The organism is Micromonospora sp. MW-13, assembly GCF_003434305.1.
GTDB lineage: Bacteria > Actinomycetota > Actinomycetes > Mycobacteriales > Micromonosporaceae > Micromonospora.
The window spans coordinates 174676-196179 of sequence record NZ_QKKX01000005.1 but is presented as its reverse complement, the minus strand read 5'-3'; the positions used below and the strand labels follow the sequence as shown (position 1 = coordinate 196179).

The 21504-nt window shown below is 75.5% G+C and carries 20 protein-coding genes; 10 read left to right on the top strand and 10 right to left on the bottom strand.

Annotated features, from left to right (window positions below; all coding sequences use genetic code 11):
• The first annotated feature begins 110 nt into the window (after window positions 1–110).
• The 4 genes from C5N14_RS03615 to C5N14_RS03600 all read left to right on the top strand — a co-directional run bounded on the left by C5N14_RS03615 (window position 111) and on the right by C5N14_RS03600 (window position 5165).
• Window positions 111–1259: a glutamate--cysteine ligase gene (locus tag C5N14_RS03615; protein WP_117665439.1), complete on the top strand. Its 1149-nt coding sequence runs from the start codon at window positions 111–113 to the stop codon at window positions 1257–1259.
• A 72-nt stretch (window positions 1260–1331) separates the two neighbouring features.
• Window positions 1332–2711, top strand: coding sequence for an FAD-dependent oxidoreductase (locus tag C5N14_RS03610; RefSeq protein ID WP_117665539.1), 1380 nt, complete (start codon window positions 1332–1334; stop codon window positions 2709–2711).
• A gap of 86 nt (window positions 2712–2797) precedes the next feature.
• A complete protein-coding gene (locus C5N14_RS03605) occupies window positions 2798–4219 on the top strand; it encodes a WGR domain-containing protein (protein WP_117665437.1) in 1422 nt (473 codons plus the stop codon).
• A 67-nt stretch (window positions 4220–4286) separates the two neighbouring features.
• Window positions 4287–5165 carry an aminoglycoside phosphotransferase family protein gene (locus C5N14_RS03600; RefSeq protein ID WP_117665435.1) on the top strand — a complete coding sequence of 293 codons (879 nt, stop codon included), beginning with the start codon at window positions 4287–4289 and terminating at the stop codon, window positions 5163–5165.
• Between the two features lie 18 nt (window positions 5166–5183).
• Here the strand turns inward: C5N14_RS03600 and C5N14_RS03595 are convergent, their stop codons facing one another.
• From C5N14_RS03595 to C5N14_RS03585, 3 genes are all read right to left on the bottom strand, one after another.
• Entirely contained in the window at window positions 5184–5990 is an 807-nt protein-coding gene (locus C5N14_RS03595) for an Fpg/Nei family DNA glycosylase (protein ID WP_117665433.1), read from the bottom strand.
• Window positions 5991–6056: 66 nt separating this feature from the next.
• Entirely contained in the window at window positions 6057–6245 is a 189-nt protein-coding gene (locus C5N14_RS03590; protein WP_117665431.1) for a DUF397 domain-containing protein, read from the bottom strand.
• Window positions 6246–6291: 46 nt separating this feature from the next.
• On the bottom strand, window positions 6292–6618 hold the full coding sequence (locus tag C5N14_RS03585; protein WP_117665429.1) for a Scr1 family TA system antitoxin-like transcriptional regulator: 327 nt from the start codon (window positions 6616–6618) through the stop codon (window positions 6292–6294).
• A gap of 259 nt (window positions 6619–6877) precedes the next feature.
• On the opposite strand from C5N14_RS03585, the gene C5N14_RS03580 reads away from it, so the two are divergent.
• The 3 genes from C5N14_RS03580 to rocD all read left to right on the top strand — a co-directional run bounded on the left by C5N14_RS03580 (window position 6878) and on the right by rocD (window position 9798).
• A complete protein-coding gene (locus C5N14_RS03580) occupies window positions 6878–7525 on the top strand; it encodes a DUF308 domain-containing protein (protein WP_243639112.1) in 648 nt (215 codons plus the stop codon).
• A 243-nt stretch (window positions 7526–7768) separates the two neighbouring features.
• On the top strand, window positions 7769–8584 hold the full coding sequence (gene ddaH / locus C5N14_RS03575) for a dimethylargininase (protein ID WP_207892606.1): 816 nt from the start codon (window positions 7769–7771) through the stop codon (window positions 8582–8584).
• A complete protein-coding gene (gene rocD, locus C5N14_RS03570) occupies window positions 8584–9798 on the top strand; it encodes an ornithine--oxo-acid transaminase (protein WP_207892605.1) in 1215 nt (404 codons plus the stop codon). Before ddaH ends, rocD begins: the two co-directional genes overlap by 1 nt.
• An 80-nt stretch (window positions 9799–9878) precedes the next feature.
• On the opposite strand, the gene C5N14_RS03565 is transcribed toward rocD, so the two are convergent.
• Both C5N14_RS03565 and C5N14_RS03560 read right to left on the bottom strand, forming a co-directional pair.
• Window positions 9879–11030: an FHA domain-containing protein gene (locus tag C5N14_RS03565; protein ID WP_117665425.1), complete on the bottom strand. Its 1152-nt coding sequence runs from the start codon at window positions 11028–11030 to the stop codon at window positions 9879–9881.
• Window positions 11027–11320: a 4a-hydroxytetrahydrobiopterin dehydratase gene (locus tag C5N14_RS03560; protein WP_117665423.1), complete on the bottom strand. Its 294-nt coding sequence runs from the start codon at window positions 11318–11320 to the stop codon at window positions 11027–11029. Before C5N14_RS03560 ends, C5N14_RS03565 begins: the two co-directional genes overlap by 4 nt.
• Window positions 11321–11536: 216 nt before the next feature.
• Here C5N14_RS03560 and C5N14_RS03555 point away from each other — a divergent pair, with 216 nt between their 5' ends.
• Both C5N14_RS03555 and C5N14_RS03550 read left to right on the top strand, forming a co-directional pair.
• On the top strand, window positions 11537–11956 hold the full coding sequence (locus C5N14_RS03555; protein WP_117665421.1) for a hypothetical protein: 420 nt from the start codon (window positions 11537–11539) through the stop codon (window positions 11954–11956).
• Window positions 11920–12312: a hypothetical protein gene (locus C5N14_RS03550; RefSeq protein ID WP_117665419.1), complete on the top strand. Its 393-nt coding sequence runs from the start codon at window positions 11920–11922 to the stop codon at window positions 12310–12312. The genes C5N14_RS03555 and C5N14_RS03550 overlap by 37 nt, the downstream gene beginning before the upstream one ends.
• Before the next feature lie 59 nt (window positions 12313–12371).
• Here C5N14_RS03550 and C5N14_RS03545 read toward each other — a convergent pair whose 3' ends face one another.
• The 5 genes from C5N14_RS03545 to C5N14_RS03525 form a co-directional block, all read right to left on the bottom strand.
• Complete coding sequence (locus tag C5N14_RS03545; RefSeq protein WP_117665417.1) at window positions 12372–13421, bottom strand: acyl-CoA desaturase; 1050 nt, start codon at window positions 13419–13421, stop codon at window positions 12372–12374.
• A 345-nt stretch (window positions 13422–13766) separates the two neighbouring features.
• Window positions 13767–17564, bottom strand: a complete 3798-nt coding sequence (locus tag C5N14_RS31980; RefSeq protein ID WP_165878024.1) for an SCO7613 C-terminal domain-containing membrane protein — start codon at window positions 17562–17564, stop codon at window positions 13767–13769.
• A 47-nt stretch (window positions 17565–17611) separates the two neighbouring features.
• Window positions 17612–17932, bottom strand: coding sequence for a divalent-cation tolerance protein CutA (gene cutA / locus C5N14_RS03535; protein ID WP_117665415.1), 321 nt, complete (start codon window positions 17930–17932; stop codon window positions 17612–17614).
• Window positions 17933–17941: 9 nt separating this feature from the next.
• Window positions 17942–18964 carry a 1-acyl-sn-glycerol-3-phosphate acyltransferase gene (locus tag C5N14_RS03530; RefSeq protein ID WP_117665413.1) on the bottom strand — a complete coding sequence of 341 codons (1023 nt, stop codon included), beginning with the start codon at window positions 18962–18964 and terminating at the stop codon, window positions 17942–17944.
• Window positions 18964–19797 (bottom strand): patatin-like phospholipase family protein, encoded by an 834-nt coding sequence (locus tag C5N14_RS03525; RefSeq protein ID WP_117665534.1) that lies wholly within the window; start codon window positions 19795–19797, stop codon window positions 18964–18966. Before C5N14_RS03525 ends, C5N14_RS03530 begins: the two co-directional genes overlap by 1 nt.
• A 154-nt stretch (window positions 19798–19951) precedes the next feature.
• Here C5N14_RS03525 and C5N14_RS03520 point away from each other — a divergent pair, with 154 nt between their 5' ends.
• Complete coding sequence (locus tag C5N14_RS03520; protein ID WP_117665411.1) at window positions 19952–21490, top strand: serine/threonine-protein kinase; 1539 nt, start codon at window positions 19952–19954, stop codon at window positions 21488–21490.
• Window positions 21491–21504 lie beyond the last annotated feature (14 nt).

Here is a 21504-nt window from a genome sequence, read left to right as displayed (position 1 = left end):
CGGCGCGGCGGCGGGCGACACGCGGGCGGCGGCGTTTCCCCGCCCCGACACTGTGGGTAATGGCCGGTCGACGTCGCGGCACGGCGCCGCGACGGCTGCGGAAACGGACGGTGAGGGCGATGAGCGGTTCAGTGGCGCAGCGGGAACGGGACGCGGCCCCGGGCGGCACCGACCTGCTCACCGTCGGCGTGGAGGAGGAGTTCCTGCTCGTCGACCCGCACACCGGTACCGCCGTGCCGGCCGTGGACCTGGTGCTGGAGCAGGTGCCGGCCGAGCTGCGCGGGCAGGTGGAGCGCGAGTTCCAGACCAGCCAGATCGAGATCGGCAGCCCGCCGGGGCTGGAGCTGTCGTCGATCCGGCACTCACTGGGGGTGCTGCGCCGGGCGCTGTCCGAGGCGGCCGAACAGGCCGGCGTACGGGTGCTGGCCATCGGCACCGGCCCGGTCGACGGCCCGGTGCCGCCGGTGGTCGACAAGCCCCGCTTCGACCGGATGATCGAGCGGTTCCGGCTCCTGGTGCCCGGCCCCGGCAACAACGGCATGCACGTGCACGTCGGGGTGCCGGACGCCGAGACCGGCGTGCAGTTGCTCAACCACGTCCGGCCCTGGTTGCCGATCCTGCACGCGGTGACGGTCAACTCCCCGTTCTCGGCCGGCGTGGACACCGGCTACGCGAGCTGGCGCTCGGTGGAGTGGGAGCGGTGGCCGTCGGTGGCGCCGACGCCGTTCCTGGAGTCGCACGAGCACTATCAGCGGCTGATCCGGCAGCTCATCGCCAGCGGCGTGATGCTCGACGAGGGGATGCTCTACTGGTACGCCCGGCTGTCGGCCAGGTACCCGACGGTGGAGCTGCGGATCGGCGACGTCTGCCCGTCGGTGGACGACGCGGTGCTGGTCGCCGCCCTGGTCCGGGCCCTGGTGGCCACCGCGATGACCGACCTCGCCGAGGGCCGGCCGCCGGTCCGCACCGACCACCACCTGCTGGTCGCCGCGCACTGGCGGGCCGCCCACGACGGCCTGGAGGGCGACGGCGTCGACCTCGCCGACGGTGAGCTGCGCCCGGCGTGGGAGCTGCTGGACCGGCTGGTCGACCGGCTGCGCCCGGAGCTGGAGCGGCACGGCGACCTGGCCGAGGTGACCGACCTGCTGGGCGGGCTGCGCCGGCACGGCACCGGGGCGGCCCGGCAGCGGGCGGTCTTCGCCCGCACCGGGAACCTGGTCGACGTGGTGCGCGACGTGGCCTGCCAGACCCGTGGCTGAGCGCGTCGACCGGCCGGCCGGTGCGCGGCGGGACGGGCTCCACGGCGAGCGGAGCGTGACAGGATGGTCAGCGTGACGCAACGGTTGGTCGTCATCGGCGGGGACGCCGCCGGGATGGCGGCGGCCTCCCAGGCGCGGCGCCGCCGGGACCGGTCGGACCTGGAGATCGTGGCCTTCGAGCGGGGGCACCACACCTCGTACTCGGCGTGCGGCATCCCGTACTGGATCAGCGGGCTGGTCCCGGACCGGGACCTGCTCGTCGCCCGCGCCCCGGCCACCTTCCGCGACGAGTTCGACATCGACGTCCGGGTGCGGCACGAGGTGACCGCGATCGACCTGGACCGCCGGGAGGTGGTGGCCCTCGACCTCGACCGCGGCGGCGAGGTCCGCGAGCGGTTCGACGACCTGGTGTACGCCACCGGCGCGGTGCCGACGAAGCCCGCCTGGGCCGACCCGGACATGGACGGCGTCTTCGGCGTGCAGACCCTCGACGACGCCGGAGCCCTGCGTGACTGGCTGGACGCCGATCCGGCGCCCCGACGGGCGGTGGTGGTCGGCGGCGGCTACATCGGGGTGGAGATGGCCGAGGCGCTGGTCCAGCGCGGGCTGTCGGTCACCCTGGTCGAGAGGGCCGACCAGCCGATGTCGACCGTCGACCCGGACATGGCCGCGCTCGTCGCGACGGCCATGCGCGGCATCGGCATCGACATCCGTACCGGCGTGGGGGTGACCGGGCTCGACCGGCGCGACGGGCGGGTGTCCGCCGTGGTCACCGACGACGGGCCGGTGCCGGCCGACGTCGTGGTCCTGGGCCTGGGGGTACGCCCCGACACCGCCCTCGCCGAGGCCGCCGGCCTGCCGGTCGGCCCCACCGGCGGGATCCGGGTGGACCGGCGGATGCGGGTGGCCGGGGTGCCCGGGGTGTGGGCGGCCGGCGACTGCGTGGAGAGCCTGCACCTGGTCAGCGGCCTGCCGGTGCACGTGCCGCTGGGCACCCACGCCAACAAGCAGGGCCGGGTCGCCGGGATCAACCTCGGCGGCGGGTACGCGACCTTCCCCGGCGTGATCGGCACGGCCGTGACCAAGGTCTGCGAGCTGGAGGTGGGTCGCACCGGCCTGCGCGAGCGGGAGGCCACGGCCAGCGGCTTCGAGTTCGTCTCGGTGGTGGCCGAGTCGACGAACCGGGCCGGCTACTACCCGGGGGCGCGGCCGATGACGGTGAAGCTGATCGCCGAGCGCCCCAGCGGGCGGCTGCTCGGCGCGCAGATCGTCGGCTGGTCGGAGGCGGCCAAGCGGATCGACACCCTGGCCGTGGCGCTGTGGAACGGCATGACGGTGGACGAGATGACCGCCCTCGACCTCGGCTACGCCCCGCCGTACGCCCCGGTCTGGGACCCGGTGCTGATCGCGGCCCGCAAGGCCGTCGACGCCCTCGACCGCGGCCGGGGATAGACCGTTCCTTGTCGGGGGTCGCGGTTAGCGTGTGCGCGCTGTCGCGGTGCCGGGTCCGGCGCCCCTCCCCCTCGAAAGGCATCCCCATGTCGCAGGAGACGACCTACCTCGAACTGTCCGAAGTGGACGGTGCGGCGCACAAGTTCTACGAGGTGGTGGTGGACGACACGACGATGACCGTTCGCTACGGCCGGATCGGCGACCAGGGGCAGGTGAAGACCACGGCCTTCCCGGACAACGCCCGTGCCCGCGCCGCCGCCGCGAAGAAGATCGGCGACAAGGTCCGCAAGGGGTACGCCCCGGCGGTGCCCGGCGCCCGCCAGAAGCGGCCGGTCTCCCGCCGGCAGATCGTCAGCACCCGCTCGACCGCCCGGACCGCCCCGGTGCTGTGGCGGTACGCCTCGGGCGCGCCCGCGTTCGGCATCTTCGTCGACGGGCAGCACTGCATGGTCGGCAACGAGCACGGGGTGATCACCACCCTCGACCACGACGCCCGGGTGCTGAACCAGGTCCGGCTCCCCGAGGGGGTGAAGTGCATCGTCGCCGACGACGCCTGGATCTACGCGGGCTGCGACGACGGCAACGTCTACGACCTCTCCGGCAAGGTGCCCCGGGTGGCGTACGCGATCACCCCGGAGATCGACATCTACTGGCTGGACATCCACGACGGGGTGCTGGGCGTCTCCGACGCCGACGGCGGGATCGCCGCGATCGACCACGAGGACGAGTTCCTCTGGCGGCGGCCGGGGCGCGGCCGGTCCGCGTGGATGGTGCGCTGCGACGCCGACGCGCTCTACCACGGCCACTCCCAGGGGGTGACCGGCTACGACTGGCGCACCGGGCGGGAGCTGTGGCACACCCGCACCGGGTCGGTGCTCTTCGGCTGGCAGGAGCGGGACGCCGTGTTCGCCGGCACCGGCACCCGCGAGGTGGTGCGGCTGCGCAAGGACGGGCACACCGAGCGGTCGTACCGCTGTGACGCCCCGGTCTTCTCCTGCGCCACCGCCGAGGACGGACGGTACGTCTTCGCCGGCGACAACCAGTCCTCGATCTACTGCTTCGACGCGGCCGGCAACCGGCTGTGGAAGCTCGGCACCGGCTGCGGCTCGGCGTTCTCCATGCAGTACCACGACCAGCGGCTCTACGTGGTCACCACCGCGGGCTACCTGGCCTGCGTCGACGCGAGCGAGCCGGCGATCCGGGCCGCCGAGCAGGGCAGCGTGCCGGAGGTGGTGGACGTCAAGGCCCCGGCGCGGCTGCCCGAGCCGGCGGCCTGGACCACGGTGGAGGTCGCCACCGACGACCAGGGTGGCGTGGTGGTGCAGTGCGTCGACGAGGGCGGCCGGCTGCGCGTCCACGTGCTCTCCGCCGGCTACCAGCGCGACTGGTCGGTGCAGTTCCCCAAGGGCATCCGCGAGGCGGGGGCGCGCTACCTGGTCACCGAGGTCCGCCAGGCGGGCCGGGGCGGCTTCTACCGGGCGTACGGCGACATCCGCCGGTTGCGCTGAGCGCCGGGCGGCGGCCCGCTGCCCGGGCTGCCTCCGGTCCCGCCGCGGCCTGGTTGATGATGGTCCGATGGAGACGGAGCTGGAGATCCCCGAAGGGCTGGGCTGGGTGCGGCGGACGCCCGCCGGCCGATCCTGGCTGTCGGCGCTGCCCGGCCTGCTGGCGGAGTGCGTCGAGCGGTGGGGGCTGCGGCTGGGGCGGCCGTTCCCGTACGCGTTCGCCTCGCTGGCGGTGCCGGTGGAGTTGCCCGACGGCACCCGGGCGGTGCTCAAGCTCCAGTACCCGGACCCGGACAGCGAGCACGAGGCCACGGCGCTGGCGCGCTGGGCCGGCGACGGGGCGGTCCGGCTGCTCGCGCACGCCCCGGCCCGGCGGGCGCTGCTGGTGGAGCGCTGCGACCCGGGCACGCCGCTGCACGCCGTGGCAGCCGACGAGGCGCTGGACGTGGTCGCCGGGCTGCTGCCCCGGCTCTGGCGGCCCGCCGGCTCGCCGTTCACCCCGCTGGCCGAGGAGGCCGCGGGCTGGCGGGAGCGGATGCCGGTCACGTGGGAGCGGCTCGGTCGCCCGTTCGAGCGCCGGCTGCTGGACACCGCGCTCGGGCGGCTCGCCGAGCTGACCGGGACGCAGGGCGAGCAGGTGCTGGTCAACCAGGACCTGCACGCCGGGAACATCCTGCGGGCCGGCCGCGAGCCCTGGCTGGTGATCGACCCGAAGCCGCTGGCGGGTGAGCGCGAATTCGGTGTGGTGGCGATCGTCCGCGGTCAGGAGCTGGGCCACTCCCCGGCGGCGGTGCGGCGCCGGCTGGACCGGCTCACCGCCGAGCTGGGCCTGGACCGGGAGCGGGTCCTGGGCTGGGCCGTCGGGCACACTCTGGCCTGGAGCATGGACGAGGACGTCGTCTTCGCCGACCAGGTCGAGACTGCCCGCTGGCTCGCCGGACTGCGCTGACTCACGGACCTGGGCCGGTCAGCGCTGGCAGGTGGGGCACCAGTAGAGGTTGCGGCCGGTCAGGGTGCCCCGGCGCACCTCGTCGCCGCAGACGTGACAGGGCTGGCCGGGGCGGCGGTAGACGTACACCTCGCCGCCGTGCCGGTCGACCCGGGGCGCCCGGCCGGTGGCCTCCGGCAGGTGGGCGTCCCGGACGGTGTCGATCCGGCCCACCTCGACGGCCCGGGTCATCAGCGCCACCAGGTCCGCCCACAGTTCCCGCCAGAGCACCGGGGTCAGCTCCCGGCCGGGCCGGGTCGGCGGCAGCCCGGCCCGGAACAGCGCCTCGGTGACGAAGATCAACCCCGTGCCGGCCACCACCGACTGGTCGAGCAGCAGCGCCGCGAGCGGGGTCGGGCTGCGGGAGATCCGGGCGTACGCGCGGGCCGGGTCGGCGTCGGCGCGCAGCGGGTCGGGGCCGAGCCGGTGGCGCAGCGCCGCCACATCGGGCGGGGTGAGCAGCTCGCAGGCGGTGGGGCCGCGCAGGTCCAGCCAGTGCGCGTCGCTGGTCAGTCGCAGCCGCACCTGACCGACGGGCGGCGGCGGCTCGCCCGGCCCGTCGGCGAACTTGCCGTACAGGCCGAGGTGCACGTGCAGGGTCAGCTCGTGCGCGTAGTGGTGCAGCAGGTGCTTGCCGTACGCCTCGGTGCCGTCCAGGACGGTGCCGGACAGCCGGGCGGCGCCCTCGGCGAAGCGGCCCTGCGGGCTGGCGGCCTGCACCTTGTCGCCGACGAACAGCTCGGCGTGCCGAGCGGCGAGCCGGTGAATGCTATGTCCCTCAGGCACGCCCGCCACGGTATCCCCCGACACCACCCACCCCCAGGGCCGGGCAGCTCGCGGGGTAGGCGGCCTTCAGACCGGCGACCAAGGACGACCAGGCGCGGCCACGGAACGCAGGACCGGGCCGGCGGCCTCCTTGCTGTTCCGGACGCCGACGATCGCGGGCAGGTTGTCGGCCACCTCGACGCCGTTGCCACCGCTGCCACCGCTGCCACCGCTGCGGATGCTCTCGCGCCAGGTGACGCGGGTCGGCTCGGTCATCGAGGCTTCTCCATGACCATCTTGATCATCCGTTCCGATTTCTGCCTCATCCAGGGCCCGCACCGCCGGGTCCGCCCAGACCTGGTCGCAGGCCGCCCAGCGCGGCCACGTCGCGCGGGTGGCCGAGCTGGGCGGCCATCGCGACCCGGTCCGGGATGGGGCGGCGCAGCACCACCTCGCTGAGCACCACCCGCAGCGCCGGCGCGGCGGGCAGCCGGCGGACCGGGATGCCCTGCCGCTGCCACCGGACCGCGATCAGCCGCTCCCGCTCGGCGGCGCCCAGGGCCGGGGTCTTCCGGCGGAACGGCTCGGCGGCGTACTCCCGGGTCTGGAACAGCCCTGGGATCAGCTCGCCCCCGTATCCGACGGCCACACCGCCCCCGCGCCGACCGCTGGACGGCCGATCCGTTCCCGACATCAGCTCCACAGGACACACGGCGGCCCCCGTCGACCGGGCGGTGCGGCGTCGGGGGTGGGCCGGGCCACCCGGACCGGTGACCGGGGTGTCGGCGGCTCGGCGGTTGGGTACCTCGGCGGTTGGGTACCTCGGCGGTTGGGTACCTCGGGGGTATGACCGCGTGGCTGCCCCTGGCGCTGCCCAGACTTCCATGCACTGATCAGGAGGTGACGAGGTGAAGATTCCTTCGCTGTTGTCGCGCCGGAGCGAGCCGGCGACGACATACGACAGCAACGGCGACGGCCGCGTCGACGGGTTCGCGGAGGCCGTCGCGACGGACACCAGCCCCCCGGTCGGCCAGCCGGTGCTCACCGACCGCGGCGACGAGCAGGCGACGTACCGCCTCGACCGGGACCACACCGCCGAGCGGCCGTCGCCGGCAGACCGCACCGCCGAGCGGCCGTCGCCGGCAGACCGCACCGCCGAGCGGCCGGTGCCGGCAGACCGCACCGACGCCGACGCCGAGACCCGGTCGGAGCTGACGCCGCAGCCGGAGCTGAAGCCGCGGGCCAGCCTGCTCGCCACCCTCGGCCTGGTCGCCGGCGTCGCCGGGGCGCTCGCCGTGCTCACCGGCACCCTCGCCGGATACGGCATCGCGGTCGGTGCGCTCGGCGCGGTGCTGTCCGTGTTCGGCCTGCTCGCCACCCGCCGCCGGCACATCGCCGGCAAGACCGACGCCCTGTTCGGCATGGCCTTCGGCCTCGCCGCCGTGGTCCTCGGCGTGCTGGCGATGACCGGCCAGTTCGACTGGCCGACCACCGACGGGGACTGGGTGCAGCGACTGCGGGAGTGGCTCGACTCACAGGTTGTCGATCGGTTCTGACGGCAGATTCCCGCTCGCCGGCGGTTCGCCGGGCGGGGTGGGGTGGGTGGGGCGCTGATCGACGACCGGGGCTGCGCAACGAATCGCCGGATGGTGCCTGCTATACGCAATGATCGGCCGGTCGACGCAAGTTCCACTGGTGGATGTCGTCGACGCCCGCCGCATACGGTTGGGCAACGGCGCCAGCCCCGTGGGCCGAAGGTGGCCGGGGCGCGCCCGAGCCCTGGGAGCAGGACAATGACGATGGACGCCACCAGCCAGCGCTTCCTGATGTGCCGGCCGACGTACTTCGCCGTCGACTACGCGATCAACCCGTGGATGGACCCGACCGCCCCGGTCGACACCGACCTGGCGATCCGGCAGTGGGAGGATCTGCGCGGGATCTACCGCGAGCTGGGCCACACGGTCGAGGAGATCGCCCCGCTGCCCGGCCTGCCCGACATGGTGTTCGCCGCCAACGGCGGCACCGTGATCGACGGCCGGGCGATGGCCGTGCAGTTCCGCGACCCGCAACGCGCCGACGAGGCCCCGGCCTACCAGGCCTGGTTCGAGGCCGCCGGCTTCGAGATGTACGACCCGAAGCACGTCAACGAGGGCGAGGGCGACATCCTGCTGGCGGGCGACGTGCTGCTGGCCGGCACCGGGTTCCGCACGGCACACGCCGCGCACGCCCAGTTGCAGGAGGTGTTCGGCTATCCGGTGATTACCATGCAGCTCGTCGACCCGCGCTTCTACCACCTGGACACCGCGCTGACCGTGCTCGACGAGCGGACCGTGGCGTACCTGCCGGAGGCGTTCTCCCCCGGCAGCCAGGCCGTGCTGCGCCGGCTGTTCCCGGACGCCGTCCACGCCACCATGGCCGACGCGGAGGTGCTCGGGCTGAACGCGGTCGGCGACGGCCGGCACGTGGTGCTGCCCGCGCAGGCCACCGGCCTGGCCGCGAAGCTGCGCGACCGGGGTTACGAGACCATCGGCGTCGACCTGTCCGAGCTGCGCAAGGCCGGCGGTGGACCGAAGTGCTGCACGTTGCGGCTCCGTCAGGGAAAGGCGAGCAAGTGATCGTGGACGACATGCTGCGGACGCCGGGCGAGGTCCGGGACGCGGAGCGCTACACCGCGCACAACTACCACCCGTTGCCGGTGGTGATCACCTCTGCCGAGGGCGTCTGGCTCACCGACGTGGACGGGCGGCGCTACCTGGACTGCCTCGCCGGCTACTCGGCGCTCAACTTCGGCCACCGGCACCCGCAGCTCGTCGCCGCCGCGCACGCGCAGCTCGACCGGCTGACCCTCACCAGCCGGGCGTTCATCCACGACCAGTTCGCCGACTTCTGCCGGGAACTGGCCGAGCTGTGCGGCAAGGACCTGGTGCTGCCGATGAACACCGGGGCCGAGGCGGTGGAGACCGGGATCAAGGTGGCCCGCAAGTGGGGCTACCAGGTCAAGGGGGTGCCGGCCGGGCAGGCGAACATCGTCGTCGCCGAGGGCAACTTCCACGGCCGTACCACCACCATCGTCAGCTTCTCCACCGACGAGGACGCGCGGGCGGACTTCGGGCCGTACACCCCGGGCTTCACCGTCGTCCCGTACGGCGACCTGGACGCGCTGGCCGCCGCGATCGACGAGAACACCGTCGCCGTGCTGCTGGAGCCGATCCAGGGCGAGCAGGGCGTCGTGGTGCCGCCGGCGGGCTACCTGCCGGGCGTACGCCGGGTCTGCACCGAGCGCAACGTGCTCCTCGTCGCCGACGAGATCCAGTCCGGCCTGGGCCGGACGGGGGCTACCTTCGCCTGCGAGCACGAAGGCGTGGTGCCGGACATGTACCTGCTGGGCAAGGCGCTCGGCGGCGGCATCGTGCCGGTCTCCGCGGTCGCCGCGAACGCCGACGTGCTGGGGGTGCTCAAGCCCGGCCAGCACGGCTCGACCTTCGGCGGGAACCCGCTGGCCTGTGCCGTCGCCACCGAGGTGGTCCGGCTGCTGGCCACCGGCGAGTTCCAGCGCCGCTCGGCCGAGCTGGGCGAGCGGTTGCACGCCGGCCTCCAGTCGCTGGTCGGCAAGGGGCTGGTCGCCGTCCGGGGCCGGGGCCTGTGGGCCGGCCTGGACATCGACCCGGCGCTGATGACCGGCCGGCAGGCCTGCGAGCGGCTGATGGAGCGGGGCGTCCTGGCCAAGGACACCCACGGCTCGACGATCCGGCTGGCCCCGCCGCTGGTGATCACCGCCGAGGAGATCGACCAGGCCGTCGCGCAGCTCGCCGCCGTGCTGGCCGGCTGATCCACCCGTACGCGAACGGCGGGCGTCGGGACCACGGTCCCGGCGCCCGCCGTCGTCGGCCCGCCCCCGGCGGCCCGGTCTCAGGGCCGGGGCAGGCGCATCGCCATGGTGGGGGCCTCGGCCATCACCGAGGTGGGGGTGAACGGGGCGCCCGTCGGCAGTTCGTCGGCGCGGCCGACCTGCACCCCCGGGTACAGCTCGACCATGTCGTTGGCGCTGAGCACCCGGGACTGCTGCGGCTTCAGCGGAATCCGGTCCGGCTCGGCCATCGAGCCGCCGGGACGCACCCCGGAGCCGTTGGTGCTGATGTCGGTGACGATCACCTCGCCGACCCGCAGCTCGAACCGGACGTGGGCGCGGCTGATCCAGCGCCGCGCCTCGTCGTTGAGCCACTGGCCGAGCACGATCCCGCCCTGCGGCTCCGGCGCGCGCCCGACCAGCACCGACTGCCCCTCGGTGAGCACGAACCGGCGGCGGATCAGCCCACCGATGCGTACCGCCAGCACCTCGGTACGCGGGCGCGGCCCGGCGTCGCCGAGCCGGGCGCCGTGCCGGGGACAGGTCGGCGCCCCGCCGCGCAGGGTGGGCGGGGGCTGGCCGGCCGGGGCCCGCTCCACCCGGGCCAGATCGGCGAAGGCGCCGCCGCCCCCACCGGCGCCGAACAGGGCGCAGCCCGGCTCGGGGCAGCGCCACTGCCGGGCGAGCAGCTTCGCGCCGGTGGCCGAACGGGTGCCGGCGACGGGCACGTTGCCGCCGCCGACGTGGCCGATGAACACGGGCCCGCCCGCGCCGGGCACCGGGGCCAGCACCCGGCCGGGCTGCTCGGCCACCCACGGGAACCGGCCGCGCAGGCCGTCGAAGCGGGCCCGGCTGAGCACCGGCAGCCCGAGCAGGTCGGCCACCTCCAGCATCCGGTCGCCGGGGTTGTCGAGCACCTCCACCAGGCCGTCGTCGGCCCAGCGGCGGACCACCATCCGCTCGTTGGACGTCAGGTCGGCGTCGGAGAGCAGCGCCCGGTGCACGATCGCGTAGACCGGGACGCTGTCCTCCTCCAGGTCGCGGGCGAGCGCGTCGATCACCATGCCGAGCCGCAGCAGGCTCGCCGGCCGGCCGCCGTCGAGGTCCTGGTACCGGATCACCTCGGCCAGGTCGAGCACGGCCCGGGCCAGTGACGGATCGGTGCAGACCCGCCCCTCGATGGCGTCGAGCACCTTGCTGATCTCGAATCTCATCGGGCACTCCGGACGATGTCGTCGATCCGCCGCGCCAGCTCCAGGTCACGGTGGGTGACCCCGCCGGCCGAGTGGGTGACGCAGCGGAAGGTGAGGGTCCGCCACCGGATGTCGATGTCGGGGTGGTGGTCCAACTCCTCGGCCACCACGGCGACCCGGTCGACCACCGCGACGGCCGCCGGGAAGCTGCCCAGCTCGGCGGTGCGGCTGATCCCGGTCGGGTCCCCCGTCCAGTCCGCCAGGCCGCCCGGCCCGTCTCGCACCGCCTGCGCGGTGAGCACGTCTGCCATGGCCCTGACCCTACCGGCAGGGCGGTGCGACCGGCTCTCCCCACCACCTCGTCCACCCCGCCGACCTGCGCGGACAGGCCGGGCAGGGCACGGGGGCCGGCGCAGGGGGCCGCTGACGGACCAGCAACTGTCGCCCCCGCCCGCTACGCTGGCCCGCGGCCCGGCCGGGTGGGCTACACCGCCGCCCGGCCCACCCTTCACTAGGAGTCATCCACAATGAACACTCGACGGCTGGCAACCACGGGGGTCGCGCTCGTCGCCACGTTCGGTCTCGGTCTCGGCCTCACCGGCTGCGGCAACCAGGACGGAGCGGACACTCCAGTCGCCAGCGGCAGCTCCGGCACCGGCTCGGCGCCCGCCAGCAGCGCCCCGGCCGACGCGCTCGCCGAGCTGACCGCCGCCGCGCTGAAGCTGAACGAGCAGAGCGTCCGGATGAACATCAAGTCCTCGATCCTGAGCGGCGGCGGCCTGATGGACCCGCGGAGCAAGTCCGCCGACATGACGCTGGACATGGGCGCCCAGGGCGGCAAGATCCGCGTGATCATCATCAGCGACGACGCGTGGCTCAAGGTGAACACGATCTCCACCAGTGGCTGCACATGGATGCCACCAAGCTCGGCGCCAACGGGCAGATGAACCTGATGCCCGACGGCGACCCGGGCGGCGCCATGAAGATCGTCGGCGGCGTGGTCGACGTGCAGAAGACCGGTGAGGGCGCCTTCTCCGGCACGCTGGACTACACCAAGGCCAACCCGGACAACAAGGCCATCGAGGCGCTCGGGGCGAAGGCCAAGGTCGTCCCCTTCACCGCCAAGACCGACGCCGAGGGCCGGCTCGTCGAGCTGGTCGTGGACACCAGTGTGCTGGTCGCGTCGCTGGGCAAGATGACCACCACGTACTCGGACTTCGGGGCCTCCGTGTCGCCGGAGAAGCCTGCGGCCGGCGAGACCGAGGAGGCGCCGGAGTCGCTGAAGAAGGCGTTCGGCGGCTGACCTGTGCGGAGCACCGCGACGGGGCGGCGCCGGCCGGCGCCGCCCCGTCGCGTCCGGGCTCAGCCGCGCAGCGGCCGGCCCACCTCGTGCAGGTGGGCGAGCGCCTGCCGGTACGACTCGACCAGCCCCGTCTCCGCGTACGGCAGGTCGAGCTCGGCGCAGTACGCCCGCACCAGCGGCCGGGCCCGGCGCAGGTTCCCCCGAGGCATGTTCGGGAACAGGTGGTGCTCGATCTGGTAGTTCAGCCCGCCGAGCGCGACGTCGACGAACCGGCTGCCCCGCACGTTGCGCGAGGTGAGCACCTGCTTGCGCAGGAAGTCGAGGTCGTCGTCGGCCGTCGGCATCGGCATGCCCTTGTGGTTCGGGGCGAACGCGCAGCCCATGTAGAGCCCCCACAGCCCTTGGTGCACGGCGACGAACGCCAGCGCCTTCCCCGGCGACAGCACCGCGAACAGCAGGCCGAGGTAGCCGACGGCGTGCGCCGCGAGCAGCAGCCCCTCGACGGCCCGGTGCCGCATCGGCGTGGCGTACCGGCCGTCCGGCCCCCGGGCGACCAGCGCCCGTACGCTCGCCACGTGCAGGGCCAGCCCCTCCAGCAGCAGCATCGGGAAGAACAGCCACGCCTGCCGACGGGCCAGCCGACGGCCGAACCCCCGGGTCGCGACGGCCTGCTCGTGCGTCCAGACCAGCGCCCCCGCCCCGACGTCCGGGTCCTCGTCGGTGTGGTTCGGGTTGGCGTGGTGCCGGTTGTGCTTGTCCACCCACCAGCCGTAGCTGAGCCCGACCGCGAGGTTGCCGGCGAGCAGCCCGGCCACCTCGCTGGGGCCTCGACGACGGAACATCTGCCGGTGCCCGGCGTCGTGCCCGAGGAACGCCACCTGGGTGGTGGCCACCGCCAGGCCGACCGCCACCACGAGCTGCCACCACGAGTCGCCGACCAGCGGCACCGCCACCCAGCCGGCGACGAAGACGGCCACGGTCAGCGCGATCCGGGCCGCGTACCCGCCGGGCCGACGGTCCAGCAGGCCCGCCCGGCTGATCCGCCGGGACAACTCCGCGTAGTCGCTGCCCCGCCTGGTAGGCCGATCCACTGTCGCTGCACGCACCATCTGGGCTCCCGCGTCTCGGCACCCGGTCACGCCGGACGGCGTGCCCTCCCGTTAAGTGTGCGCGAAACGGTTGCGCAGGGTAACCCGGGCAACCCCCGTCTCCAGGGTAGGGCACGCCCTACCCCCGCTCCGGCGGATCCGCCCCCTCGGGCCGCATCGGGTCGCCCCGACCCATCATGATCCACTCGGGATGCCGCGAACCGCGCCTTCCCGCCCGCCCGACACCTCGACATGCCGCACATCAGGTTGATCAAGGAACGGCCGGGCGCCGGAGCACCCGCGACCGAACCGCCGACCGCCGCCGCCCGCCTCGAACGCCGCCACGCCCCGCTCGGGGCACCGGGCTCAGCCCATCCGGCCCACCACTGACCGTAGCCGGGCCAGGTCGCGCCGGCGCCGCTCGTACGTGGTGGCCAGGCCGATCAGGGCCAGGCCGCCGACGGCCAGGAAGATCCAGCGGGGCAGCAGGTCCCAGCCACGCGCCAGCTCGTGCAGCGCGAGCAGGACCAGGGTGGTCCCGCCGAGCAGCACCGGCGCCTGCCAGCGACGCGCCGCACCGGCCAGCACCACGGCCAGGGCGCCGGCCCCGAGCAGCAGCCGCCGCCAGGGCTGCGGTTCCGGCGCGAACAGTACCGACACCAGGCCGGGCAGCAGCGCGGCGGCCAGCCCGGGTCCGAGCGCGAGCCAGCTGTTCAGGCCCGGCCGGGTGCGCAGCGCCACCGCCCCGGCGGCCAGCGCCACCCCGGCCGCCGGCAGGGTGTACGCCTCCAGCAGCACCACCCCGCCCGCGCCCAGCAGCAGCCAGGTGCCGAGCAGCTCGCTGCCCCCGGCGACGCCCGCGAACGCCCACCGCCGCCCGGTCGACTCGCCGCGACGCAGCAGCCGCAGCCCCACCGCCGCCCCCCAGAGCACGCAGACCGCGGCGGCGTGCCGGGGTGATCCGGCGGCCAGCAGCACCCCGAGCAGGGCGACGGACTGGGCGGCGACGTCCAGCACCGGACCCCGGGCCGGATCGCGCCCGGCCGGCAGGGCGGCGACGGCCAGGACCAGCACCGCGACCACCAGCACGGCGAACGAGACCGACCGCAGCGGCATGCTCGCCACCAGCGCGGCGGTGATCGCGAACCCGGTCGCCGCGCCGACCGCCACCAGGGCCCCGCCCAGCCGGACCGGGCCCACCCGGCCCCCGACGGCGACCACCGTGGCGGCCACCACCAGCGCGCCGAGGCCGATGAGGGTGCCGGCCCGGGTGGCGAGCAGCCCACCCAGCCCGAACACGGTGGCCACCAGCCCCACCGGCACGGTGACCGGGACGAGCAGCGGCCGGGCCCCGGCGAGCGCGGCGGCCAGCAGGGCGGCCAGCCCGGTGAGCAGGAGGACGGCCGGCACCACCGGCCACGGCGTACCGGCGGCGGTCAGCAGCACCGGCAGGGCCGCCGCAGCGAACGGCAGCGCAGCCCACCACGCGCCACCCCCCGCCACCGGCAAGACCCCCCCGCCGACCGCCACCCCGAAACGCTGCGCGCCGTCCGCCGCCCCGGCCGGCTCCCGGCCAACCCCCGCACTTTCACGGGAAGAGGGGACATGGGACGCCGAATGGCCACGCTTTCCGTGAAAGTGCGGGGACCGGCGCGCCAACCCCGCCGCCAGGGCGAGCACGAGCAGGGCCACGCCGACCGGGGTGGCCCCCGGGACCGTCCCGCCGGTCGGCGCGCCGGACCAGGGCAGGGCCGGCCCGCCGTGCGGGGCGACCAGCGCCGCCACGACCGCCGGGGCGGCGGCGAGAAGCGCGACCGTGAGCAGCCCGAGGCCGGCGACGAGGGGCGCGCCCCTGGGACGGGCGCCCGGCCCGGCGAGCACCGTCAGCAGCGCCACCAGGGCGGCGTAGAGCGGCACCGGCTCGTCGGCCCGGACGACCAGCGGCGCGAGCCCGACCAGCACTGACCCGACGGCGAAGGCGGTCGAGGCGTACCCGGTCAGCTCGGGCCACCAACGGCGGACGGCGAGCAGCCCGGCCAGCGCCAGACCGACGGCGACCAGGGCGGCCCGCGCCTGCCACCAGGGCGCCGCTCCGGCCGCGAAGGACGCGACGGCCACCGTGCCCGGGACGGCCAGCAGCGCGGCGGCCAGGGCCGCCCCGGCGACGCCCCGGCCGACCCCGGTGGCCCGCCGGCCACGGGCGGCGACCGCCGTCCCGACCAGCACGACCGCGCCGAGCAGCACCGCCTCCCCGGCCGGCGTGGCCAGCCCGACCAGCAGGGCGTGCCCGACCAGCGCCCCGCCGGCGACCGCCGCCGCCAGCGCCCCCCACCAGGGCCGGGCCCGGGTGACCGCGTACAGCAGCAGGGCCGCCCCGACGACCAGGTCGGCGGCGGGCACCGCCGGCCACGGCACCGGCCCGGCGCCCGCGAGGGAGAGGGTGCCGAACGCGACCGCGACCGCCCCGGTGACCGGCCACGCCACCCGGGGCAGCAGCGCCGCCAGCGCCACGGCCGACAGCACCACGGCGACCGGGACCTGCCACCCCCACGACAGGTCCGGACCGGCAGCGACGCCCCGCCACGGCGGCAGCACCCGACCCACCGCGACCGCGCCGAGCACGACGGCGAGCAGCGCGGCGACGTGGACTGCCCCGGTGGCCACCACCAGGCCCCCGCCCCGGGGGCCGGGCCCGACCCGGCGGGGCAGCAGCCGGACCGTGCCGGCCAGCACGAGGGCGATCAGCGCCGTCGCCACGGTCAGCAGGTTCGGCCGCAGCTCACCCACCGGCCGGAGCAGCGCCAGGGCGAGCACCGGAACCACCGCCCCGGCCGTGATCGCCCGGAACACCCGCCCGCCGGCCACCAGTGCCGCCCCGAGCAGCGTCAGGGCCACCAGCAGCAGCGGTCCCCCGGCCAGCAACGGCGTGCCGGCGGCCCGGCCCAGGGCGAGCGGCACCAGCGCGCACCCCGCCGCGACGGCCAGCGCCACCCCGTGGCCCAGCCAGGCCAGCACCCGCCCGGCGGCGACGGCCGGCCCCCCGCCGGCCGTCGCCGCCGGACCCTCGACCGACGGCCCCCCGACCGTCGGACCCTCGACCGACGGCCCCCCGACCGCCGGACCCTCGACCGACGCCGGAGCCGGACCGGTCACCGCGCCCGGCGTCCCCGGCGGGGCCGGGGCGCGGCTGGGCAGGGCGGCGACCACGGCCAGGTTCAGCGCCGCGACGCCGACGAACACCAGCGCCCACCCGGCCGCCGACAGGCGGGCCGGGGCGGCGAGCAGGGGCAGCACCGGCTGCGCGGTGAGCAGCGCCGCGAACCACGGCACCGCGAGACGGGTCAGCCGGCCGTAGCCGGCCGCCAGCGCCGCGCCGGCCCCCCCGACCAGCGCGGCGTAGCGGGCCACCGGCCAGTCGGTCACCCCGAACAGGTCGACCGACCAGGCGGCGTACCCGTCGAGCACCACCAGCAGCAGCCCCACCGCGGCGAAGGTCTCCGCGGTGCCGCGCAGCCCGCGCCGCGCCACAAACGGCGGGACGGCCAGGGCGAGCGCGGTGAAGGCGAGCAGGATCAGCGCCCGGCCGACGATGCCCACCGCGGCCCAGGCGACCGCCGTGAAGACCACCGCCGCGGTGCCGAGCAGCAGGCCGCCGAGCACGAAGAGCAGCCCCTGCACCGTCCGGGTGGAGGTCTCCGCCCCGCCGACCGACGCGGCCGGCGCGAATCGCTGCGGCGGCACCGGCCCGGGCGACACGGCCGGCAACACGGCCGGCACCGGCCCGGGCGACACGGCCGGCACCGGGCCGCGGGGCGCAGCCGGCACCGGGCCGGGCGACGCAGCCGGCACCGGACCAGGGAACGCAGCCGGCACCGGGCCGACCGGGTTCGGGATGCCGACCGGGTTCGGAACGCCGACCGGGTTCGCCGCCCGGACCCGGGCGGCCAGGTCCGCCCGGTGGGCCTGCGCCGACCGCACCGCCCCGGCCAGTTCGAGGTACGCCCGGCGGGCCTGCTCCGCCCGCCCGGTGAGCAGGACGATCTCCCGGTCGAGCCGGATCACCTCGGCGGCGGCCGGATCGGGTGCCCGGCCGCAGCGCCGGCAGCCGACGCTCAGGTCGGCGGGAGCGCCGCACCCCGGGCAGGGGTAGCCAGTGGAGTCCACCCGACCATCATGATGACCGTGATCCACCCCCGCCAGAGTGCGGGTACTCAGGGACGGGTCTGCTCGTGCACCCAGGCCGAGTAGTCGGGGTTGCCGCTCTCCGTCCGGGTCACCAGAATCTCCGGCACCTCGTACGGGTGGGTGGCGCGAATCTGGTCGACCAGCGCGTTCACCCGGTCCGGCGCGGTCTTGAACAGCACCGACCACTCCGAGCTGGTCTCCACCGCGGACCGCCACCAGTAGGTGCTGTCCACCTGGCCGCCCACCTGCGCGCAGGCGGCGAGCCGGCCGGCCACCGCGGCGGCCGCCAGAACGTCCGCGACGGAGCGGCTGTCCACCACCGTCGTCACCACGCTGATCTGCTCCACGACCGCACCCTACGCGGCGTCGGCCCCCTCGTGGTGCGCCGCGATCCATTCGTCGATCCGCGTCCACCAGTCGAAGAGCCAGTCGATGCGCTCCTGCTTCCCGGTGGGGACCTCGTCCGGCGGCACGGACCAGAACCGCATCACGATCCGCTTGTCCATCGGCAGCTCCCGCCAGACGTCGGCGACGGTGATCATCCGGTCCAGCCCGGTGTGCGCGACGAAGATCACCCCGGCGTCCGGAGCGGCGTCCAGGGCGGCGAGCAGCCCGCCGGGCTGCGGGGCGAGCACGTGCTGCATCCGCTCGGCGCGCAGCGCCATCCGCTCCAGCCCCAGGGACCGCAGCCGGGCGATGGCCCGCAGCCGGCGGCGCGGCGTGAAGTTACCCCCCTCCGGAAAGATCACGAAAGCGTCGTCGTCGTCCAGCCCGGTGGCGAGGTGGCCGATCTGCTCGGCCACCGACCCGTTCCGGTTCCAGGCCGGGGCCAGGAACCGGGACGGCAGCCGGTTGAGCAGCACGTCGATGGCCGGGTCCCACTGGAGGCTGTCCTTGAGCACGATCCGGGGCTCTCGGTGGAACCAGTTCACCAGCGCGTGGATCAGGATGAACGAGTCGCCGGGCCCGGCGTGCCGGCAGAGCACCAGCTCGGGCCGGCCGGGCAGCGCCGTGTCCGGGTCGGTGCCGACCACGTCGATGCTCAGCCGCAGCGTCCACCGGGCCTGCCAGAAGAGCACCCGCAGGAACCACCCGGCGAGCACGTAGTGCGCCCGCTGCATCGGCGGCGTCCGCTTCCACACCCCGAAGCCGGAGGCCAGCCAGAGCGCGAACAGGGCGAGCAGCGCCGCCGCGTCCCAGACCAGGTAGACGCAGCCGATCCAGAGCAGCCGCAGCGGCCGGAGCCGGCCCGGGACCAGCGGGGACAGCGCCAGCGCGGCGAACGCCCAGACCGGCAGGCTGGTCACGACCAGCACCGCGAGCAGCACCACGCCGGGTGCCAGCAGCAACCGGCGTACCCACCGGGGTGGCAGCGGCATCAGTCTTCCAGGTGGGTGGCCAGGTAGCGGCGGGAGGCGGTGTACGCGCGGCTGATCCGCCGCCCCACCGCCGCCATGTCCCGGTACGCCCACGGGCTGTCCTCACGCGGGCCCGGCCCCCCGGTCGGCAGCACGTGCACCTCCACCCCCTCGGGCAGCGCCGCCATCTCCCGGGCGAACCGGTGCCGGCGGGCGATCTCGAACGCCACCTGGGCGATCTCCCAGGGCCGCCGGGGCGGGGCCAGCTCCCGCTCGATCCGGCCCACCTGGAGGACGAAGATCCGCCGCGCCCCGGCGACGACCGCCTCGCCGATCGGGATGGAGTTGACGATCCCGCCGTCGATGAAGTGCTGCCCACCGATCTCGGCGGGCGGCAGCAGCCCCGGCACCGAGGCGGAGGCGAGCACCGCGGGCACCAGCGGTCCGCTGTCGAACCAGTGCTCGGCGGCCCGCTCGATGTTGGCCGCGCAGCACCGGAACGGCACCCGCAGGTCGGCGAACGTGGTCTCCTCACCCAACTCCGCCTCCAGCAGCCGGCGCAGCGGCCGGGGCGAGTGCAGGTGGGTACGGGCGGCGAAGCGGCGTAGCTGCCGGGCCACCGAGTCGCCGTACACCTCGCTGGCCTCCGGCGAGGCCCAGAGCCGGACCAGCCGGTCGGTGACCGCCTCGGTCGGGTCGGCGGCGACCAGCGCGCCGTTCACCGCGCCGATCGAGGTGCCGAGCACCAGGTCGGGCCGGATGTCGGCGCGGAACAGGGCACGCAGCATGCCCACCTCGACCGCGCCGAGAACTCCCCCACCGCCGAGCACGAATGCCACCGGACCGCCGACCATGCCGTTCATCCTGGCACGGCCCGTCCCGTCGGCCATCCGCCGCCCGACCTGCCACCGGCCACGGGCCGGACGGGTGGAACCGGACGGCCGTTGACACCCCGGACACATTCGCGCAACCTGATACCGCCCCGACCCCAGGCAGGTGCGTTCCGCGATGGCAACACTGCACGCCGGCAGGCTGCTGGCCCGCAGGTACCGGCTCGTTGACCAGATCGGCGCCGGCGGCATGTCGGTCATCTGGCGCGCCCGGGACGAGGTGCTGGACCGCACGGTGGCGCTGAAGGTGCTCGCCCCCTCGCTGGCGGCGGACGCCCGGTTCCGGGACATGGTCCGCGAGGAGGCGCGCAGCGCCGCCCAGCTCGTCCACCCGCACGTGACTTCGGTGCACGACTACGGCGAGACGCTCGCTCCGGACGGCAGCATCACCTCGTTCGTGGTGATGGAACTGCTCGCCGGGGAGGAGCTGGAGTACCGGCTGACCGAGGGCCCGTTGCCCTGGCCGGACGCGGTCGAGATCGGTGCCCAGGTGGCGGAGGCGCTGGCCGCGGCGCACCGGCTCGGCATCGTGCACCGGGACATCACCCCGGCCAACGTGATGATGACGCCGGTCGGCGCCAAGGTGCTGGACTTCGGCATCGCCACCCACATCGGCGCGCCGGACGAGGACGAGGACGGCGGCACCTTCGGCACCCCGGCGTACGTCGCCCCGGAACGGCTGGACGGGGCACCGGCGCAGCCCGCCACCGACATCTACTCCCTCGGGGTGCTGCTGTACGAGATGCTGACCGGGCGGGTGCCGTACCCGGCGGACACCTGGGAGCAGCTCGGCGTGGCGCTGGAGTCCGGCGGGGCCCCGCCCCCGCTGGAGGCGCCGGGGCTGCCGTCCGAGGTGGCCCGTACCTGCCTGCGGTGCCTGTCCCGCGAGCCGCGGGACCGGCCGACCGCGCACCAGGTCGCCCTCGTGCTGCGCGACCAACTCCTGCCGGCCGACCCGCAGGCCGCCACCATGCTCGCCCCGACCGTGACCCTGCCGTCGATCGTCGGCCCGCCCGAGCCGCCGCCCGCCCCGGTCACCGGGCCCGCCGGGTCGCCGGACGCCGCCGGACCGGTCGCGTCCACTCGGGACTCGCCACCGGCCGGGGGCGGGCGACGGCGCGCCCGGCCCGATCGTCGCCGCCGGCCGGCCCCGGTGCCGGTGATCGCGGTGGGCGTCGTGCTGGTCACCGGGCTGGCGCTGCTCCTGCCGACGCTGACCCGGGACGCGGACCCGCCGCCCGGGGCGGCCCCGACGAACGCCCCGACCGGGGCGGCGTCGACACCCGCCCCGGAGCCGTCCCCGAGCGTCCCGACCGCCACGCCCGGGACACCCAGCCGGACGCGGCCCGCCCCCTCGGCGGCGGCGACGAGCACGCCGCCGGCGCCGTCCGGCGACAGCCTGACCGAGACGGCCAACCGGATCGACCAGCTCATCGAGGCGGGGGTGGCCGACGGCGGGATCCGCATCGACGTCGGCACGGACCTGCGCAACCTGCTCGGCCACGCCACCGCCGCGAGCGGCCGGGGCGACCTGGCCGCCGCGGTGCGGCGGGCCCGGGACAAGGTCGCCGATCGGCAGCGCGAGGGCAGCATCACCCCCGCGTACGCCCGCCAGCTCGACATGGCGTTCCAGCAGCTCGGCGCGGCCCGGGTCTGACCCGTCGGGGTCCG

Bases quoted from the DNA above. Each gene is read 5' to 3' on its own strand.
- C5N14_RS03520 (WP_117665411.1), top strand. From the start codon at position 19,952: ATGGCAACACTGCACGCCGGCAGGCTGCTGGCCCGCAGGTACCGGCTC.
- C5N14_RS03525 (WP_117665534.1), bottom strand. From the start codon at position 19,797: ATGGTCGGCGGTCCGGTGGCATTCGTGCTCGGCGGTGGGGGAGTTCTC.
- C5N14_RS03545 (WP_117665417.1), bottom strand. From the start codon at position 13,421: ATGGTGCGTGCAGCGACAGTGGATCGGCCTACCAGGCGGGGCAGCGAC.
- C5N14_RS03530 (WP_117665413.1), bottom strand. From the start codon at position 18,964: ATGCCGCTGCCACCCCGGTGGGTACGCCGGTTGCTGCTGGCACCCGGC.
- C5N14_RS03550 (WP_117665419.1), top strand. From the start codon at position 11,920: ATGGATGCCACCAAGCTCGGCGCCAACGGGCAGATGAACCTGATGCCC.
- C5N14_RS03560 (WP_117665423.1), bottom strand. From the start codon at position 11,320: ATGGCAGACGTGCTCACCGCGCAGGCGGTGCGAGACGGGCCGGGCGGC.
- ddaH (WP_207892606.1), top strand. From the start codon at position 7,769: ATGGACGCCACCAGCCAGCGCTTCCTGATGTGCCGGCCGACGTACTTC.
- C5N14_RS03555 (WP_117665421.1), top strand. From the start codon at position 11,537: ATGAACACTCGACGGCTGGCAACCACGGGGGTCGCGCTCGTCGCCACG.
- C5N14_RS03605 (WP_117665437.1), top strand. From the start codon at position 2,798: ATGTCGCAGGAGACGACCTACCTCGAACTGTCCGAAGTGGACGGTGCG.
- C5N14_RS03600 (WP_117665435.1), top strand. From the start codon at position 4,287: ATGGAGACGGAGCTGGAGATCCCCGAAGGGCTGGGCTGGGTGCGGCGG.
- C5N14_RS03565 (WP_117665425.1), bottom strand. From the start codon at position 11,030: ATGAGATTCGAGATCAGCAAGGTGCTCGACGCCATCGAGGGGCGGGTC.
- C5N14_RS03590 (WP_117665431.1), bottom strand. From the start codon at position 6,245: ATGACCGAGCCGACCCGCGTCACCTGGCGCGAGAGCATCCGCAGCGGT.